The organism is Agrobacterium vitis (genome assembly GCF_013426735.1).
Lineage (GTDB): Bacteria > Pseudomonadota > Alphaproteobacteria > Rhizobiales > Rhizobiaceae > Allorhizobium > Allorhizobium vitis_D.
In genome coordinates this window covers 185,654-203,790 of sequence record NZ_AP023272.1, presented here as the reverse complement: position 1 = coordinate 203,790, position 18,137 = coordinate 185,654, and the positions used below count along the sequence as shown (strand labels likewise).

Genomic DNA, 18,137 nt, shown 5'->3' with positions numbered 1-18,137 from the left:
CCAAGGGCAGAGAGTCAATCGTTCCAAGGTCGAGGGGCGGCTCAATTGGCCAATATGGTTAAAATCCGTTAATGAGTGTGAAGTTTTTGTCGCATTTTTGCCGAATGGCTCAAGAGGCGTGGGTTTAGTTTTGGCCTTCATGGCCTTGGTTCGATCATGGCGCGAATGGCATTGCGCATCCGGCCGATGTCCTGCGGACGCGACAGGCGATGATCGCCGTCACGCACCAATGTCAACACAACATCGTCGGCGGGCAGGTGTTCAACCAGTTTCAGCGCATGTTGGTAGGGAACGTCAGGATCGGCCATGCCTTGCAGGATATGGACGGGGCATCCGGTATCGATCATGCCGGTCATCACCCGATTAGTACGCCCGTCTTCGATCAACCCGCGCGTATAGATATTCGGGTCCGGGCTATACTCAGAGATTTCCTCGAAATAGCCTTTCTCGGCTAGGTCTTTCCGCTCCTGGTCGCCAAGCAGTGGCTCGATCAGGTCCGACGTGAAGTCGGGCGCTGGTGCTATTAGTAGCATTCCGGACACCTGGCTTGGCTTTTCGCGGCGCGCCTTCAACTCCTGGATCAGTCGCAATGCAATCCAGCCACCCATGGAGGAGCCGACCAAAATGGCCTTTTGCGGTTTGAAGTGATCGAGAACGGCAAGAGATTCCTCCAGCCAGCGGGAAATAGTGCCGTCGCGAAAGGCCCCACCAGAGGCGCCATGTCCGGAATAATCGAAGCGGATCGCTCCAACTCCAAGAGACGCGGCCAGGTCGTCCATTTCCAACGCCTTGGTGCCCGTCATGTCGGACCGGTAGCCGCCAAGCCAGATGCAGGTGGGCCGTTCGTCTTGCGCTGGCGCCCGTACCAGTGCGGAAATGCTGCGGGCATCGCTTCCCTGTCCGACGGTGATTGCATGGGTTTCTATTGGGCGTCCGACATTGGTCATGATTGTCTCCTGCTCTGGCCTATAAGGTATAAAACAGATTCTTCTCTTCACGACAGCAGGTGATTTTTTTAAAAAACTATGCTATCAACCTCTGAACAGTGGTCCGAGAGAGTGTCCAGCCTTGCAAGGCGGGGCAATCGGGCCTATTTGACGTTCAGAAATCGCCTATATGACTATCCGAAATTATTGAGGAGAATACGACCATTCGCAGACCGTTCAAAGCCGATGCCCCCGTTAAGGACGGGCCGCGCTCCAACCGGGAGATCCGGGTTCCAAAGGTCCAGTTGATTGACGCAGAAGGCCAGAATCTCGGCGCCGTGCCGACGGACCAGGCGCTCCGCATGGCGGAAGAAGCCGGTCTCGATCTGGTCGAAATTTCGCCGAACGCTGAACCGCCCGTTTGCAAGATCCTGGACCTTGGCAAGCTGAAATACGCCAACCAGAAGAAGGCGGCAGAAGCGCGCAAGAAACAGAAAATCGTTGAAGTCAAAGAAATCAAGATGCGCCCGAACATCGACACCCATGACTATGAGGTGAAGATGAAGTCGATGTCGCGGTTCTTTGAAGACGGCGACAAAGTGAAGGTCACCCTGAAGTTCCGTGGCCGCGAAATGGCCCACCAGGAACTGGGCATGAAATTGCTCATGCAGGTGAAGGAAGACACCGTCGAAGTTGCCAAGGTTGAAGCTGAACCCAAGCTCGAAGGTCGCCAGATGATGATGGTGCTGGCCCCTAAATAAGCCAGGGGCGTGTCAGTCGGACCCGCCACCATCTGCCAGTTTAAAGCGACATGCGTTTTATCGAGCGCAGGTCGCTTTTTTTATAATAAAGTCCTTGTTTCGCTTCGAACGCGTAACCTGACAAAATACTGACAATGACGTCAGCGCGATGTCAGCGGTGTTTTGGCATTGTCATTTTCAGCAGACGGGATTTACCCCACGTCCCCACAACGTTCCCGGTCTGTTATGTCATCCTATGCCCCTGGGTGACAACCAAGGCTATTAGCCTATTGGAAACTCCGCCGTCTCTAAATGGAACGGCGGAGTTCCTTGTTGGGGAATGTGCAGAATTATGCACTCTTGTGGTCTATCCAAATAGATTGTTTAATTTATATTTTCCGATGAGAGTTAATTTGGAAATAGAAATTTAATTTAATTGAAATTTATCAAATTTTTCATCGGAAGAATCTCAAAAAAGTCAAAAAATACTAGTGAAACCCTTTGTGTCATTTGTCATTTAACTTTACACCTGTTGGCGGCCTCTGTATTCAAATGCCACTATACGAATCAACCTGAGGATGCCGTCGGATAGCCTTGCGCATCACACATCGCGTTGACTGGATAATTTATCTGAGGTCCAATGGGATTTTATGACTGAATACAGGCAATCGAGCGCCGATTAAAGTTTGTCAGCCAGTGCGCCCTGTGCCTATAGCGGAATGGCCATGAGAAGCAGCTCAACGGAAGATGGAAAAAAGGAGGTCGCCAGAGCAATCCGGCGCCAACTTTTGTGTCTGAGATGGTTTGCGAAAGACGGGCAAGACGGCTGCCGCGTCTACGGTCGCGGCGTGGCGGTAATTCTGTTTCTTGTATCCCTGTTCTTTACAAGTCTCGCCATGGCCTCCGACAATCGCAGTGGCCCTCCAGGCGGCGGCCCTCCAGGTGGCCCCCCAGGTGGAGGGCGAGGCGGCGATCCGCCGAGTGGCGGCCCTCCTGGTTTTTCAGGCGCTCCCGGGCCTTTTGGCAGCAGGCCCGGAGGGGGAGGTCCAGGCGGAACTCCGAACGGCTCGTTTACAGATGACGATCCGAGCATCGTCCGGCCCCAGGTACTGGACGGCGTCAAAAGCGGTCGCTATCGTTCGTTGAGAGAGGTGCTTGGCAATCTCAAACTGCCTGAAGGTTCGCGTTTGATCGACGTGGATTTACGTTCTCTCTCCAACGGTGATTTTTACTTGCTGACCGTAAAGGATATTTCCGGGCGGTTTCGCACCTTGAAAGTGGATGCGCGAACCGGAAAACTGGCACGATGAAGCTGAGAGCGACTGTCTACACGGCATCATATTGAAAAGTGGAAACCCCGGGTTTTGGACAATATGATGCAAAAACAAAATCCCACAGCGCCATGCATGATATAGTCTTGCGCGGATTGTAACTTCTTTCACGGCGGTCTTTTGGAGAGCATTGAATCTTGCGTATTTTACTGGCTGAAGACGATGCTAATATCGGGCGCCATGTGGCGGAGACGCTGAGAGGTGAGGGTTACGAGGTAACCTTGGTCAACAAGGGGCCGGATGTCTGGGAGGCTGGAGAGGATACCGGCCTCGACGCCATTATTCTCGATCTCGGTTTGCCTGGGCTGGATGGCCTTTCGATTTTAAGACGATGGCGCAAGGATAGGATTCAAACACCCGTTCTGGTCCTGACGGCGCGAGGGTCCTGGATGGAAAGGGTCGATGGTTTCGATGCTGGGGCGGATGACTATCTTCCGAAACCGTTCCGCACAGAGGAGTTGTTGGCCCGGCTTCGCGCATTGTTGCGGCGCGCTGGAAAAACCAGCCATACCCTGTTTTCAGCCGGGCGTTTTCAGGTGGATGAGGCCGGTCGGACCGTCACCTTCAATGGTGCCTTGTTAGAGGTTAGCCCGCTGGAGTTTCGATTGATCCAGATTCTCGTCCAAAACAAGGGCCGGGTGTTTTCAGCGTATGAGATCGCCACCCAGATCCAGGGCCGCGATGACGATGCTTCGAAAAATGCAGTCGAAGCCATGGTGGCGCGGATCCGCAAGAAAACGGATGCCAGTGCTATCGAAACACGGCGCGGCTTTGGTTACGTCGTGCCAGACGAAAATTCATGCTGAGATCACTGCGCCTCAGGCTCGCGATCGGTTCCTTCCTGGCAATCGGGCTGGCGCTGATGGTCCTTTGGTTCTCGGTCGGTTATTTGTTCATCAACTATGTCGGTCAGCAATTCAAAACCGAGATGAATGTCACCATCAATACCATTGCCTCCCGCCTCAAGGTGGAAAATGGCAGGATTGATATCGTCTCGCCGCCAGCAGATCCACGCTTTTCCACGGTCAGCGGCGGGCGTTACTGGCAAGTATGGACGCCTGATGGCCGCAGCTTGCGGTCGCGGTCGCTCTGGGATGTGGAACTGCCCCGAACTGGATTGCATCAGGAAGGTCCATTCGATTTCAGTCGCGCGCAGGGACCCGATGGTGAGGATATTTTGCTGCTCCGCAGCGAAATCAAAATCTCGGATGAGGGCATAGACTATCCGGTTATCATCTATGCCGGATTTCCTTTGGCCAACCTGATGGAGCCGCTCGATCAGCATCGGGAGCGCTCGCGTTCCGTCATGCTGATCACTGCCCTGGTTTTGCTGGGTGCGGCGCTGCTCCAGGCTCGAGTGGTATTGCAGCCACTGACACGTGTGCGAAACCAGGTGTCGATGGTCCGGGCCGGTCAGTTGCGGGTGATGGATGACGGCGTGCCGCTTGAAGTGATGCCGCTTGTCGAGGAGATCAATCTCTTGCTCACCGAACGGCAATACACGATCGAGAAGGCGCGTAGCAGGGCCAGCGACCTGGCGCATGGATTGAAAACACCACTGACGGTGTTGGCGCAAATGGTGCAGCATCTGCCTTCCGCCGAGCGAGAAGCGGCTTTCGAGCAAATCAACCTGGTGCGCCAGCGAGCCGATCGGCAATTGCAGGCTGCCCGCCTTGGTGTCGAGCAGATGCAGGTCACCGACATGGAAAGCCTGATAGGCAAACTGGTCAAGGTTCTTGACCCGATTGCCCGGGCGCGAGAGCTTGCCTGGGATGTCGAGGTGGAGCAAGGCTTGGCGATTGAGGCCGACGCTGCCGATCTTGCCGAAGCGATCGGCAATATTCTCGACAATGCAACGAAATGGGCCTCCTCAGTCATTCACGTCCGCGCTTTTGGGGATCGGGACATGGCGATGATCGTCATTGGTGATGATGGGCCGGGTGTGCGCCCGCAAGACCGGCAGCAGGTGTTACGCCGGGGCGAATTTCTGGACACAGACCAAGGCGGTTCCGGTCTGGGGCTCGCGATCTGCGCTGATATTATGACCGCTTATGGCGGCAATCTCAGTCTGGATCAGGCCGATATTGGCGGCTTGCTTGTCACGCTGCAATTTCCCCGCAACGGGGGCCGTCAGATTCCAGCTCACCCGATCTAACGGTGGGACACTTGGCCTGGATAATTGGCTTATGCCGTCGATTTTCTGGTGTCGGCAGGCCGCAGAAGCGATTTTTGCCTCGCACACTTGAATCCCGTTGCACTTTACCGGGCCTGCGGTTATAAGCGCCCGTCCGAACGGTCCGGCAGGGCATGCCGTGGCCGTTCTTTATGCTTGAAAACAGGCCTCGTCTGCCTGTTTCGATACAAGAACAATGGAGTAGCAAAATGCCCAAGATGAAGACGAAGTCCTCCGCCAAGAAGCGGTTCAAGATCACTGCCTCCGGCAAGGTCCTGGCTGCTGCCGCTGGCAAGCGTCACGGCATGATCAAGCGGTCCAATAAGTTCATCCGCAATGCACGCGGAACGATGGTACTTGCCGAAGCAGACGGCAAGAAAGTCATCAAGAACTACCTGCCTAACGGTCTCTGAGACCCTTTCGCTTTTTGGATCATTTAAGGAGATCATGACATGTCACGCGTAAAACGCGGCGTTGCCGCTCATGCCAAGCACAAGAAGGTTCTGAAGGCCGCCAAGGGCTTTTACGGCCGCCGCAAGAACACCATCCGCGCTGCAAAGGCTGCGGTGGATCGTTCCAAGCAGTTCGCCTACCGCGACCGCAAGGTCAACAAGCGCAACTTCCGCGCCCTGTGGATTCAGCGTATCAACGCAGCTGTCCGCGAATCCGGCCTGACCTATGGCCGCTTCATCGACGGCCTGAACAAGGCTGGCATTGAAGTTGACCGTAAGGTTCTGTCCGACATGGCCATCCATGAGCCGGCAGCTTTCGGCGCGCTGGTTGAAGCCTCCAAGAAGGCTCTGTCCTACCTCAAGGACACTGGCACCAAGAACGAGTTTGAGACCGCGGTTAAGTAACCAGCGCATCCCAAACTGAATTTGGTATTGGGAAACCCGCGCTGGGAGAACTGGCGCGGGTTTTTTCTTTTTTATTTGATACTGGCGACACATCCGCTGGCCGAACATGGGCAGGAAAGACGACAATGTCCGATCTCGAGAGTTTGAAAACATCCCTTCTGGCCGATATTGCCGCTGCCAGCGACGAGGCGGGCATTGAAGCTGTGCGTCTTGCCGCCATGGGCAAGAAAGGCTCGGTTTCCGAGCTTTTGAAAACGTTGGGCTCCATGACGCCGGAAGAGCGCCAGACCCGTGGCGCCGCAATCAACGCGCTGAAAAACGAGGTTACCGAACAGCTGACTGCCAAGAAGACTGAGCTGAAGGATGCCGCCATCAATGCACGCCTGAAGGCTGAAACGCTGGATGTGTCGCTGCCCGTGCGCTCTTCGCCTGCCGAGCGTGGCCGTATTCATCCGATCAGCCAGATCGTCGATGAAATCACCGCCATCTTCGCCGACATGGGCTTTTCCATTGCCGAAGGCCCGGATATTGAGACCGACTACTACAATTTCACAGCGCTGAACTTCCCCGAAGGCCACCCGGCCCGCGAAATGCACGACACATTTTTCCTGCACCCCGACGCCAATGGCGAGCGCAAAGTGCTGCGCACCCATACATCGCCGGTGCAGGTGCGCACCATGGAAGCGCAAAAGCCGCCGATCCGCATCGTCATCCCGGGCAAGACCTACCGGCAGGATTCCGACGCCACCCATTCGCCGATGTTCCATCAGGTCGAAGGTCTGGTGATCGACAAGACCGCCAATGTCGGCCATCTGCGCTGGATTCTGGAAGAGTTCTGCAAGACCTTCTTTGAAGTCGATAGCGTCACCATGCGCTTTCGCCCATCGTTCTTCCCGTTCACGGAACCATCGTTCGAAGTGGATATCCAGTGCGACCGCTCCAGCGGCCCGATCGTCAAATTCGGCGAAGGCAAGGACTGGATGGAAATCCTCGGCTGCGGCATGGTCCACCCCAACGTGCTGCGCGCCGGCGGCCTCGACCCCGATGAATACCAGGGCTTTGCCTGGGGCATGGGCCTCGACCGCATCGCCATGCTGAAATACGGCATGCCGGACCTTCGCGACTTCTTCAATGCCGACGTCCGCTGGATGAGCCACTACGGCTTCCGCCCGCTGGATGTGCCGACATTGTTTGGTGGTCTTTCGGTATGATTGGTGTGCCTGACCAATATCAAGGCGCTGTAAGTTTTGCGTTTGGCGATTCGCCTGCGCTGGCAGACTCGCTCTTGGCTTTGGTGATTGCAGGTAAGAAAACGGCGACTTGCGGGGCTTTGCGCGACTTCGACCCAGAAGGCGAGCCGCTTCCGGTGGTTGGCCGTCGCGATGTTGTTCTGGATGGTGCAAGAAACCCGGCTGCGGTGATTGAGACGGTAGAGGTCACAATTCGGCGGTTTGACGAAGTTGACGCCGAATTCGCTTATAATGAAGGCGAGAATGATCAAACACTGGAAGCTTGGCGTATTGGGCACTCGGCGTATTTCGCCCGTAATGGTGGGTTTAAGCCTGATATGGAACTGGTTTGTGAGCGGTTTCGCCTCGTCGAGGTTTTAGAACGGGGTAAGGTGTGACGCCATGCCGACCTTGTTGATTTGGCATGGCTATAAATTCCGGTTCTACGCGTCAGACGGACCGGAGCCGCCCCATGTGCATATCGTCAAGGACGACAAGTCTGCAAAAATCTGGCTGAAAAGCTTGGAAATGGAATATGCGCACGGTTACAATGCCCGTGAAATTGCGGAGTTTTCTGCTAAGATAGCGGAACATCGTGATGGCTGGATGGAGAGCTGGAATGACTTCTTTGGAATTTGAAACCGAAGAGATGCGGCCTGTGTCGGCGGTCTGCGATTCCCTTTTTGTCTATGTAACACTGGCAGATGGGCGGCAAATTCGTGCGCCGCTCTGGTGGTATCCGTTTCTGGATAAGGCCAGCGTAGCGCAGCGAGCGGAGATTGAGCTGGAGTTTTCTGGTGTCTGGTGGCCTGAGTTGGATGAAGGCGTTTCTGTCAAGGCGTTGCTCCTTGGCTGGAAAGCACCGGGGGCGACCGCTCCGCAGAAGGTGGCCTGAGTGATGGAGCAAAAGCCCGCTTATTATTTCGTCACGGACATCGAAACAGATGGCCCTGATCCAGCGCTGCATTCGATGCTGAGTTTCGCAACAGTCGTGTTGCGGGAAGATGGCGTGCTTTGCGGCGAGTTCGAAGGTGTTCTTAAGCCACGGCCTGGTCGCGTTGCCGACAAAGGCACCATGAATTGGTGGGCGAAACATCCGCAAGCTTGGGAAGCCGCAACCAGCAATGCTGAAGAGCCTGAGCAGGTGATGAAGCGCTATGCTGACTGGGTAGAAAGTTTTGATGGAATTCGGGCCTTTGCTGCGCGACCGCTGATGTTTGACGGGTTTTGGATTGATCGTTACTTGCGCGACTTTGCAGGCTGCTTTGTGCTGGATGTGGGCTATTGGGGGCGGTGCATTTTCAATGCAAGCCCCCTTGATATAGGCACCTATACATCTGGCGTCTTTGGCAGAACTAATCCGCATGATGCCAGGGTCAAGCTGCCGCCAGATTGGTTGGGCAATCATCCGCACACGCATCATGCGATTGATGATGCCCGTGGTTACGCTTCGCTTCTGTCCAGACTTTTTACCGTGGCGCGTGAGCTTCCGCCGAATCCTCACGATTTTATGGCGAAGTCGATGGGGTGAAGTGCCGCGAATTCCGAAATATGAATGAAAATGGATGCCTGTGTGTTTTGTCTGGGAATGGACACAAAACCGACGATACGGAAGACTGATTCATGAAATTCACACTCTCCTGGTTGAAAGACCATCTGGACACCGATGCCACGCTGGATCAGGTCTGCGAGCGCCTTACCGCCATTGGCCTTGAAGTTGAGGATGTTGATGACAAGGCGGCCTATAAGCCGTTTGTGATTGCCAAGATTTTGAGCGCGGAAAAGCATCCGTCTGCCGATCGTCTGAAAGTTCTCTCGGTCGATGCTGGTGATGGTAAACCTGTTCAGGTGGTTTGCGGCGCGCCGAATGCGCGGGCAGGCTTGATTGGCGCGTTTGGCCGTCCGGGCATGTATGTGCCGGGGCTGGATGTGACGCTGGCGGTGGGCAATATTCGTGGCGTCGAGAGCCATGGCATGATGTGTTCTGAAAAAGAGCTCAACATGTCTGACAATCATGATGGCATTATCGATCTGCCGGATGATGCGCCTGTCGGTACCTCTTTCGCCGCCTATGCAGGCATTGATGATCCGGTCATCGAGATTAATCTCACGCCCAACCGGCCCGATTGCACCAGCATTTTCGGCATTGCCCGTGATCTGGCCGCCTCCGGCCTTGGCACGTTGAAGCAGCCAAAAGCTCCAAGCTTTGCGGTAGAAGGTGAGACCTCGGTTGAGGTCAAACTGGAGCTGGATGATGCCAAGCTGTGCCCCGGCTTTGCTTATCGCCTCGTGCGCGGTGTGAAAAATGGTCCAAGCCCGGTCTGGATGCAAAAGCGGCTGCTTGCCATCGGCCTTCGCCCGATCTCGGCGCTGGTGGATGTGACCAATTACATGACCTTCGATCAAGGTCGCCCCATGCATGTGTTTGATGCCGATAAGGTGAAGGGTGCGCTCACGGTTCGCCGTGCCAAGGATGGCGAGGAAATTCTCGCGCTGGACACCCGCACCTATAAGCTGACACCCAACACCGTGGTGATTGCTGATGACAATGGCTTAGAATCCGGGGGCGTTGAATCCATTGGCGGCATCATGGGCGGCGAGCATTCCGGCTGCGATGAAAACACCAGTAATGTGCTGATCGAATCGGCCCTGTGGGACCCGATCAACATTGCCAAATCGGGCCGCTCGCTCGGTATCATCACCGATGCCCGCTATCGGTTTGAGCGCGGTGTTGACCCTGAATATATGATCCCCGGCCTTGAGCGCACCACCGAACTGGTGCTGGACATGTGCGGCGGTGTGGCTGCGAGCGCCAAGGTGGTTGGCTATCAGGGCCACACGAAGAAGCTGGTTGATTTCCCATTCTCAGAAGTCAAGCGCCTCACCGGGCTGAATGTCTCCACCGATGAATCCCGCTCCATCCTTACTGGCCTTGGCTTTGAGGTGTCGGGCGAGGGCGACGTGGTCAAGGTGGCTGTGCCATCATGGCGGCCAGATGTGGACGGTAAGGCCGATCTGGTCGAAGAGGTTATGCGGATGCATGGCATGGATAAGATCACGCCAGAGCCGCTGCCCTCCATGAGCGCGGTCAACACCAAAATCCTGACCACCTTGCAGATCCGCACCCGCACAGCCAAGCGGGCGCTGGCCAGCCGTGGGATGATGGAAGCCGTCACATGGTCATTCATTTCGGCAGAACAGGCCGCCTTGTTTGGCGGTGGCAAGCCGGAGTTGAAGCTGGTTAACCCGATTGCAGCCGATATGTCCGACATGCGCCCATCGCTGCTGCCGGGCCTGCTCACCGCTGCCCAACGCAATGCCGACCGTGGCTTTGGCGATGTGGCGATTTTCGAAGTCTCCGGCACCTATGAAGGCGATACGCCAGAAGGTCAGCGCCGCGCGGCAGGCGGCGTGCGCCGTGGTACGGCATCGCTGGCAGGTGCTGGTCGTATGTGGTCCAACACCACAAAGGGCGGCGGCAAGCCAGTGGATGTCTATGACGCCAAGGCGGATGCGCTGGCCGTGCTGGAAGCCTGCGGCCTGCCGATGGGCAATGTGCAGATCGAGCAGGGTGGGCCGGAATGGTACCATCCGGGCCGCTCCGGCACCATCAAGATGGGTCCAAAGGTCGTGCTCGGCTACTTTGGCGAGTTCCACCCCAAGACGCTGGCAGCATTGGATGTTTCCGGTGCGCTCTGCGGTTTCGAGATTTATCTCGATGCCATGCAGGAGCCGAAGAAAAAACCCACTCGCACCAAGCCAGCACTGGATCTCTCGCCCTTGCAGATGGTGAAGCGCGATTTTGCCTTTGTGGTTGAACGCTCTGTCGAAGCGGGCGCAATCATCAAGGCCGCCACCAGCGCCGACCGCAAGCTGATCACGGGCGTCAACGTGTTTGACGTGTTTGAGGGGGCAAGCGTTGGCGAAGGCAAGAAATCGGTTGCCATCGAAGTGCTGATCCAACCATCGGATAAGACCCTGACCGATGAGGATTTTGACGCGCTGACCAAGAAGATCGTCGGCAATGTGGAGAAAACCACAGGCGGTGCGCTACGCGCCTGACACCTGTCTTCAGGGCCAGGTGGCGGGAGCTTTGTCCCGCTGTTTTTATCGTGATTGTAAAAACCCCTCGAATATTTCGAGGGGTTTTGCGTTTCTCAGGTTTTCAACACAGTCAGACGCTTAATACCAAGTCTCGAAGATGCTCACGCATCCTCGACTTGAAAAATTGAAAATATCTCAAATGCGCCAGAGGCTTGAGATATTTTCAAATGGAATACGAAGTGTCATTTTCAATGAATCTTCGTATAAATCATCGGAATGGTGAGCGGCAGACCCGCATGCGGCCATCCCCGGCAATATAGCGGTTGGTTTGTGGATCATAGGACCGATAACGGTCCATGCACCAGCGGACATGGCGGTTCGATACCCGCGGCGGTGGCGCTGGACGGTAGTAACCCGGTGGTGGAGGTGCTGGGCGATAGTAGCCAGGTGGCGGCGGCGGTGGGACTGGCCGGTAATAACCTGGCGGCGGCGGTGGTGGCCTGCCGTAATCGGGCCGATCATAACAACCATAGACATCGCAGACATAGCGGATATCGATGACCTGGGATGAGGCGCCACTCGGCGGGTCTACGGCAAATGGCATGGTCGCCGAGGCGACAGCGGGCAGGCTGCCGACAACGGCGAACGCAACCCCAGCCAAGGTATTGCGGAACAATGGCATTCTACGCCTCCTCACACTAAAACCGGACATGCCGAATTACATAAATCTCCTCGCCCAAGCTTCAAGGCCCAAGCTTCGAGGGTGGGGACGATTTCAAGGCAAGGCAATTTCTCTGGCGACATGATTCCATCTGTCTTGCGCTTGCACCTATCAAAAACTCAGTCTTTCGGGCGAGATCGCTTTGTATATTAGATGAATCATTTATTGGCGCCAGTTTTTTTTCTGTGTGGTGGGTTATCCCTATTAAAACCTCTAGATTCAGGCGCTTGGGCGAATGTTGAATGATGCTGCAAAATGAACGGGATAGAGGCAATCGGAAAAAAATCGGTCCTGACATGAAAACTTCAAAAACCGTGTTGACAGGCGCGGGCTGGCCTACTAAATCCCTCCTCGTCGCCCAGATGGCGGAATTGGTAGACGCGCCAGCTTCAGGTGCTGGTACTCGAAAGGGTGTGGAGGTTCGAGTCCTCTTCTGGGCACCAATTCCCAAGCCAAATCTTTGATTTGGTTTATGAATACAAAAAGCCCGGTTCGCCGGGCTTTTTTGTTTTTAGCGTTTTTTCTTTGTTTGAGTGCTTATTCTCCGACGTCTCTCGGATTGATTCCCGGCAACCATGCACCGGTACGTGGCGGTTCGCTGCCCGTATAGGTAATTCCATCATCCGTGGTGCAGCGATAGACGGTTCGCGGCATGCCGGAGCCGAGAAAATGAAAATCGCGGGTGCCGCGCCCTTGCATCAGCACGGTCTCGGTCTTGCAACGGTAACTTGGCTGGAGGTTTTGCTGGTCGATTTCGGCCTGTGTCTTCACGCCGGGCAGGTCCTTGTAACCTTTCAAGGGCTGCGACCAGTTCTCCAGAGCGGGCTTCTTGTTCTGGTCTGCCATAACCGGCCCGGCCATGGTCAAGCCTGCTGCCACCAGCGCTGCCATCCATCTTGCTGCTCGGTTCTGCATGTCGATCTCCATTTGCTGACACCATGCCGAAGGACCGGATATCCTGTCCCCTTTTCAAGCTTGTCGGTTCAGGAAAATCGGTGAGCGGTATCCCTGACAAACAATCGATGGCCCGTTGCGCGCCTGCCCAAAGCTGGGCCTTTCATCTCTGATATAGGAAGGCCGCCGCGTGGGCAAAAGGGCATAAGGTTGGCATTGCCGATCACGGTTTCGCCAGCTGGTATCGGATTGTGATATCCATCAAACGCTTCGCTATACCAAAATACCTAAAGCATGTCGCGTTTCATTGCCCTCAATGAAACGATAACCTACATGCGACAAAATAAGAGCTAAAGCGTGTCGCAGTGAATCCTATTCACTGCGACACGCTTTAGAACCGGTCCGAGACGCGAATACCGGCTGGACCAAGAATAACGGCGACCAGCACCGGCAGGAAAAACAGGATCATCGGCACGGTCAGCTTTGGGGGCAGGGCGGCGGCTTTCTTTTCCGCGGCATTCATCCGCTCGTCGCGGCCCTCCTGCGCCAGAACGCGCAGGGCCTGGCCGATCGGCGTTCCATAGCGTTCCGCCTGGATCAAAGCCTGGCAGACAGACTTGACGATTTCCAGCTGGGTTCGGTTTCCAAGGTTTTCATAGGCCGTCCGGCGGTCCTGGAGGAAGGACAGTTCCGCTGTGGTCAGCACCATTTCCTCGGCCAGCGCCGGAGATTGAGACGCCATTTCATCGGCGACGCGCCGCATCGCCGCTTCCATCGACATGCCGGATTCGACGCAGATCAACATCAGGTCCAGCGCATCGGGCCAGGCCCGGCGGATCGAATGCTGCCGTTTGGTAATCCGGTTGGAAATATAGATATTGGGCAGGTAAAAGCCGACATAACCCGCCACAACCGCCGCCAGGAAACGCACGGCAAACGGCCTGGACTGCATGTTGTGCAAGGCGAAGATCCAGGTGGTTGCCAGGGCCAGAAACAGGAAGGGCAGCAGGAAACGGGCCGTCAGAAACATGTTGAGGGCATTTTGGGAGCGCAAGCCGGCGGTCTTCAACCGGTCCATGGTCTTGTCGTCCACCAGCGCCTTGCGCAGGTTGAAACGCTCGACGATCTTGCGCGCCGAACTGTTATCGGTATTGCGCAGGCTGCCGCGCCCGCCCTCGCTGTTCATTCTGGCCCGCTCACGAGCGCGGATCAGTTCGCGCTCGGAGGATACGGCCTTCATCCGCTTGTTGAGGTCACTCCGCTCCAGCAGCGGTGAAATCAGGGTGTAAAGGGTGGCAAAAACCGCAATGGCCACCAATACGGCGATCAGCAGGGTCGGGTTGGTCAGTGTGGCGGCAAGATCTGTAGACATTGGCACGTCCTCAAATGTCAAAATTGATCATGTTACGCATGACGAAAATGCCGATAGACATCCAGAAAGCCGAGAACCCCAGAATCATATGGCCGCGCGGGTCGATAAACAGCACCATGATATAGGCTGGAGAGGAAATGTAGACGAGAAAGGCGACGATGAAGGGCAGCGCCCCGATGATGACCGCTGATGCCTTGGCCTCCATGGACAGGGCGCTGACCTTGGCTTTCATCTTGCGCCGCTCACGCAGCACTTTCGATAGATTGGACAGGGCTTCGGAGAGATTGCCGCCCGCCTGGGACTGAATGGCGATGACGATGGCAAAGAAGCTGACCTCCTGTAAAGGCATGGAGTTGAACATACGCCCGCAGGCTTCCGGCACCGTTATGCCCAGTTGTTGCGCATCGACCACGCGGCGAAACTCGGTCTTGACCGGCTCCTGCGCATCGACGGCAATCATCCTCAAGGAATCATTGAGCGGCAGGCCAGACTTGATTGACCGCACCATCACGTCCAGCGCATTGGGAAATTCGGTCAGGAATTTTTCCTGGCGCCGGCGGATCAGGAAACTGACGATCCAGCGCGGCAGGCCAGCGCCCGCCGTAAAGGCGATACCCAAGGACACAAACAGGGACATGCCGAGGATAAAGCACAGGCAAAAAAACACCAGGCCAAGGGTGGTGCTGGCAATGCTGAACTGGGTGAGGCTGATATCAAGGCCGGTCTGGCCGAGCCGCTGTTTCAGCGACTGGCTGGAGATTTTCTTGTTTTTCTCATTCTGCTTGCGCTCAATTTCCTTCAGCGTGTCCTGCACGGACTTGCGTCGCTTGGAAAGCTCCTGAACCCGGTCGCGCGCCACCTGTTTTTTGGCGGTATCGGCTTCCGCATTTTTCACCCGGGCGAGGCGTGTGGCGGTTTTCTTGTCGGCTTGCACCCGTGAAAACAACAGGACATAGGCCAGCGATCCCGCCGCGAGGGCTGCAAGAAGCACGATGGCGAGCACATTGATGGTCATGGCTTATACTACACCGGTTTTCTGTTCCATGGCGTCGAGCGCCGCCGCCAGGCGCCGTTCCTCGTTGTAATAGCGGGCGCGTTCCCAGAAATGTGGCTTGCCGATGCCGGTGGAGATATGGCGGCCAATGATCTTGCCGGTCAGGTCCTCGCCTTCCATTTCAAAACGCATCAGGTCCTGGGTGATGATCACATCGCCTTCCATCCCCACGACTTCGGTAATGTGAGTGATGCGGCGTGTGCCGTCGCGCAGGCGAGCTGCCTGAATAATAATGTCGATCGAGCCCGAAATAATCTCGCGGACAGTCTTTGCCGGAAGCGAATAGCCGCCCATGGCAATCATCGATTCCATGCGGCTCAGGCATTCGCGCGGCGTATTGGCGTGGATCGTGCCCATCGAGCCGTCATGGCCGGTATTCATCGCCTGCAACAGGTCGAAGACTTCCGATCCGCGCACCTCGCCGACGATGATCCGTTCCGGCCGCATGCGCAGGCAGTTCTTGACGAGATCGCGCATGGTGATTTCGCCTTCACCCTCGATATTCGGCGGGCGCGTTTCAAGACGCACGACGTGCGGCTGCTGCAATTGCAATTCTGCCGTATCTTCGCAGGTAATCACCCGTTCGTCGGCGTCGATATAGCGTGTCAGACAATTGAGCAGGGTGGTTTTACCCGAGCCGGTGCCGCCGGAAATCACCACATTACAGCGCACCCGCCCGATGATTTGCAGGACCTGCGCGCCTTCCGGCGTAATGGCGCCAAACTTGACCAATTGGTCGAGATTGAGCTTGTCCTTCTTGAATTTACGGATCGTCAGCGCCGGACCATCAATGGACAGCGGCGGAGCGATCACATTGACGCGCGATCCGTCAGGCAGGCGGGCGTCGCAGATCGGGCTGCTCTCATCGACGCGGCGGCCAACCTGGCTGACGATGCGCTGGCATATTGAGAGAAGCTGGGAATTGTCGCGAAACCGGATTTCGGATTCGATGGTTTTGCCGCCGACTTCGATAAAGGTCTGGCCGGCACCATTGACCATGATGTCGGAAATATCGTCGCGGGCCAGCAAGGGTTCCAACGGGCCGTAGCCCAGCACGTCATTGCAGATGTCGTCGAGCAGTTCTTCCTGCTCGGAAATCGACATGGCGAAATTCTTGATGGAAATGATATCGTTGACGATATCGCGGATTTCCTCGCGCGCGCTTTCCGCGTCCAGCTTAGCAAGCTGCGACAGGTCGATCGTGTCGATCAGCGCCGAAAAAACTTGGCTCTTGGTATCGTAATAATCCTCGGTCCGGTTCTGGCGACGACGCTGAGCGGGATCGGTGGGAGCGGCTGGCCTGGGTGGCTCGGCGCGGCCCGGTTCGATCCGTCCAGAGGCCGACACAGACGCCGGCATGCCGGGCGATGACAGTGCCGAGACCGGCACCGCTGTGCTGGAACCGGACTTTACAGACCCTTCATTTCCACGTTTACCGAACATTGTGTCGTTCCAGTCGGGCGCCTGTGCAAAGACGCCCTCGGTTGCATGTTTACTTGCGTGCCAGCATGGCGAAGATCGTGCTGAGACCCGCTTTTTTCGGCTTCTTGATACTGACCCGTCCGGTGATGAGATGGGCGAGCTGCGAGAACGTCTCCGCCGTCGGACTTTTCGCGTCGATCTCGGCGATCATCCGGCCAGAATTGGCGGCATTGCCAAACAGCTGAATATCGAAAGGAATGATCGCGGCTGGCTGCATGTCCAGCGGTTCGAAAAAATCGCTGGGCGAAATTTCCGGCCGTTTCGGCATGCCAGCCTGATTGAGGATCAGATGCGGTGCCTTGTCGTTCGGTCGCAACCGCTTCAGCGCATCGAGCAGGTTCTTGACGTTGCGCAAATTGGCAAGATCCGGCACGCAGGTCAGGACGATCTCATCCACTTCCGACAGCAGCGCCAGCGTCCATTCGTTCCAACTATGCGGCAGGTCCAGCACCGCAACCGGGGCGCTGCGTTGCAGGGTTTCCAACAGCGGCAGGAAGGCGCCGCGCTCAAAATCATAGGCCCGGTCCAGCAGGGAGGGGGCGGCCAGCAGGGACAGGTTCTGCGAACAGGAGGTCAGCAGGCGATCGAGAAACACTTCGTCCAGACGCTCCGGAGCAAAGACCGCTTCGGCTACGCCCTGGGCCGGGTCTTGGTCGAAATCGATATTGGCCGTGCCATAGGGCAGGTCCAGATCGGCCAGGATGGTTTCGGAGGAAAACAGCGAGGCGATCATGAAGGCGGCATTATGGGCGATGGTGGAGGAGCCGACGCCGCCTTTTGCGCCTATGAAGGCGATGCTGCGCCCCAGCGGCTCGGCGTCCGGGTCGATGAAGATCGATGACAAGGCCCCGATGACGTCGGCCATGCTGACCGGCGCAACGATATAATCGGAGACGCCATTGCGCATCAATTCGCGGTAAAGAGCGATGTCGTTATAGCGTCCGACGACGATGACCCGGGTCGAGGGATCGCAGACATCGGCCAGCGGCGCCAGCTCGGAGAGAAGGTTCTCAGGCTTCGCATCGGTTTCCAGAATGACCAGATTGGGGGTCGGTGCCCCGGCAAACATATTGACCGCTGCTGAAATGCCGCCGCTTGTTACCCGCATGCTGACCTTGGTCATGCGCCGGTCGCGGGCGGCCTCTTCCATCACCGCCAGCACACTGTCCGAGATGCAGAAAGCATGGACGGAAATGCGCGGCAAGGGCCGCAATTGCTCGAGATTACCGGTTCTCACCGGTTCCGCGGCCAGGCCGTCTTCTTTCGATCCGGCGATATCGTATTTGATCGTATTCATCAGCCTGCCCCCCGCGA

General features: G+C 56.4%; 18 protein-coding genes and 1 tRNA gene. 12 read left to right on the top strand and 7 right to left on the bottom strand.

Annotated features, from left to right (window positions below):
- Nucleotides 1-137: 137 nt before the first annotated feature.
- Entirely contained in the window at nucleotides 138-947 is an 810-nt protein-coding gene (locus tag H1Y61_RS01005; protein ID WP_180573455.1) for an alpha/beta hydrolase, read from the bottom strand.
- A 203-nt stretch (nucleotides 948-1,150) separates the two neighbouring features.
- Here H1Y61_RS01005 and infC point away from each other — a divergent pair, with 203 nt between their 5' ends.
- The 11 genes from infC (at nucleotide 1,151) to pheT (ending at nucleotide 11,318) form a co-directional block, all read left to right on the top strand.
- Nucleotides 1,151-1,687 carry a translation initiation factor IF-3 gene (infC, locus tag H1Y61_RS01000; RefSeq protein WP_041696081.1) on the top strand — a complete coding sequence of 179 codons (537 nt, stop codon included), beginning with the start codon at nucleotides 1,151-1,153 and terminating at the stop codon, nucleotides 1,685-1,687.
- Nucleotides 1,688-3,134: 1,447 nt separating this feature from the next.
- Nucleotides 3,135-3,803 (top strand): response regulator transcription factor, encoded by a 669-nt coding sequence (locus H1Y61_RS00995; RefSeq protein WP_174109629.1) that lies wholly within the window; start codon nucleotides 3,135-3,137, stop codon nucleotides 3,801-3,803.
- Nucleotides 3,797-5,152 (top strand): sensor histidine kinase, encoded by a 1,356-nt coding sequence (locus H1Y61_RS00990; protein ID WP_180573454.1) that lies wholly within the window; start codon nucleotides 3,797-3,799, stop codon nucleotides 5,150-5,152. Before H1Y61_RS00995 ends, H1Y61_RS00990 begins: the two co-directional genes overlap by 7 nt.
- Before the next feature lie 227 nt (nucleotides 5,153-5,379).
- Complete coding sequence (gene rpmI / locus H1Y61_RS00985) at nucleotides 5,380-5,583, top strand: 50S ribosomal protein L35 (RefSeq protein WP_012654654.1); 204 nt, start codon at nucleotides 5,380-5,382, stop codon at nucleotides 5,581-5,583.
- A gap of 39 nt (nucleotides 5,584-5,622) precedes the next feature.
- Complete coding sequence (gene rplT / locus H1Y61_RS00980) at nucleotides 5,623-6,027, top strand: 50S ribosomal protein L20 (protein ID WP_012654655.1); 405 nt, start codon at nucleotides 5,623-5,625, stop codon at nucleotides 6,025-6,027.
- A gap of 125 nt (nucleotides 6,028-6,152) precedes the next feature.
- On the top strand, nucleotides 6,153-7,238 hold the full coding sequence (pheS, locus tag H1Y61_RS00975) for a phenylalanine--tRNA ligase subunit alpha (protein WP_180573453.1): 1,086 nt from the start codon (nucleotides 6,153-6,155) through the stop codon (nucleotides 7,236-7,238).
- Nucleotides 7,235-7,654 (top strand): ASCH domain-containing protein, encoded by a 420-nt coding sequence (locus H1Y61_RS00970; protein WP_180573452.1) that lies wholly within the window; start codon nucleotides 7,235-7,237, stop codon nucleotides 7,652-7,654. Before pheS ends, H1Y61_RS00970 begins: the two co-directional genes overlap by 4 nt.
- Nucleotides 7,655-7,658: 4 nt before the next feature.
- Nucleotides 7,659-7,895, top strand: a complete 237-nt coding sequence (locus tag H1Y61_RS00965) for a DUF4160 domain-containing protein (protein WP_180573451.1) — start codon at nucleotides 7,659-7,661, stop codon at nucleotides 7,893-7,895.
- The gene (locus H1Y61_RS00960) at nucleotides 7,876-8,151 is read left to right on the top strand and encodes a DUF2442 domain-containing protein (RefSeq protein ID WP_235680802.1); all 276 of its coding nucleotides are present in this window, start codon (nucleotides 7,876-7,878) and stop codon (nucleotides 8,149-8,151) included. The genes H1Y61_RS00965 and H1Y61_RS00960 overlap by 20 nt, the downstream gene beginning before the upstream one ends.
- A gap of 3 nt (nucleotides 8,152-8,154) precedes the next feature.
- Nucleotides 8,155-8,787 (top strand): 3'-5' exonuclease family protein, encoded by a 633-nt coding sequence (locus tag H1Y61_RS00955; RefSeq protein WP_180573449.1) that lies wholly within the window; start codon nucleotides 8,155-8,157, stop codon nucleotides 8,785-8,787.
- Between the two features lie 92 nt (nucleotides 8,788-8,879).
- A complete protein-coding gene (pheT, locus tag H1Y61_RS00950) occupies nucleotides 8,880-11,318 on the top strand; it encodes a phenylalanine--tRNA ligase subunit beta (protein WP_180573448.1) in 2,439 nt (812 codons plus the stop codon).
- A gap of 250 nt (nucleotides 11,319-11,568) precedes the next feature.
- Here pheT and H1Y61_RS00945 read toward each other — a convergent pair whose 3' ends face one another.
- Complete coding sequence (locus tag H1Y61_RS00945; RefSeq protein WP_174109635.1) at nucleotides 11,569-11,982, bottom strand: BA14K family protein; 414 nt, start codon at nucleotides 11,980-11,982, stop codon at nucleotides 11,569-11,571.
- Nucleotides 11,983-12,377: 395 nt separating this feature from the next.
- Between H1Y61_RS00945 and H1Y61_RS00940 the strand changes: the two genes are divergently transcribed.
- A tRNA-Leu gene (locus H1Y61_RS00940) sits at nucleotides 12,378-12,464 on the top strand.
- Between the two features lie 94 nt (nucleotides 12,465-12,558).
- On the opposite strand, the gene H1Y61_RS00935 is transcribed toward H1Y61_RS00940, so the two are convergent.
- The 5 genes from H1Y61_RS00935 to H1Y61_RS00915 form a co-directional block, all read right to left on the bottom strand.
- On the bottom strand, nucleotides 12,559-12,936 hold the full coding sequence (locus H1Y61_RS00935) for a hypothetical protein (protein WP_180573447.1): 378 nt from the start codon (nucleotides 12,934-12,936) through the stop codon (nucleotides 12,559-12,561).
- A 370-nt stretch (nucleotides 12,937-13,306) separates the two neighbouring features.
- Nucleotides 13,307-14,287 carry a type II secretion system F family protein gene (locus tag H1Y61_RS00930; RefSeq protein ID WP_180573446.1) on the bottom strand — a complete coding sequence of 327 codons (981 nt, stop codon included), beginning with the start codon at nucleotides 14,285-14,287 and terminating at the stop codon, nucleotides 13,307-13,309.
- A gap of 10 nt (nucleotides 14,288-14,297) precedes the next feature.
- Nucleotides 14,298-15,302 carry a type II secretion system F family protein gene (locus tag H1Y61_RS00925; RefSeq protein WP_180573445.1) on the bottom strand — a complete coding sequence of 335 codons (1,005 nt, stop codon included), beginning with the start codon at nucleotides 15,300-15,302 and terminating at the stop codon, nucleotides 14,298-14,300.
- A 3-nt stretch (nucleotides 15,303-15,305) separates the two neighbouring features.
- Nucleotides 15,306-16,784, bottom strand: coding sequence for a CpaF family protein (locus H1Y61_RS00920; protein WP_180573444.1), 1,479 nt, complete (start codon nucleotides 16,782-16,784; stop codon nucleotides 15,306-15,308).
- 49 nt (nucleotides 16,785-16,833) lie between these two features.
- A complete protein-coding gene (locus tag H1Y61_RS00915; protein WP_087727018.1) occupies nucleotides 16,834-18,120 on the bottom strand; it encodes a CtpF protein in 1,287 nt (428 codons plus the stop codon).
- Between the last annotated feature and the right edge of the window lie 17 nt (nucleotides 18,121-18,137).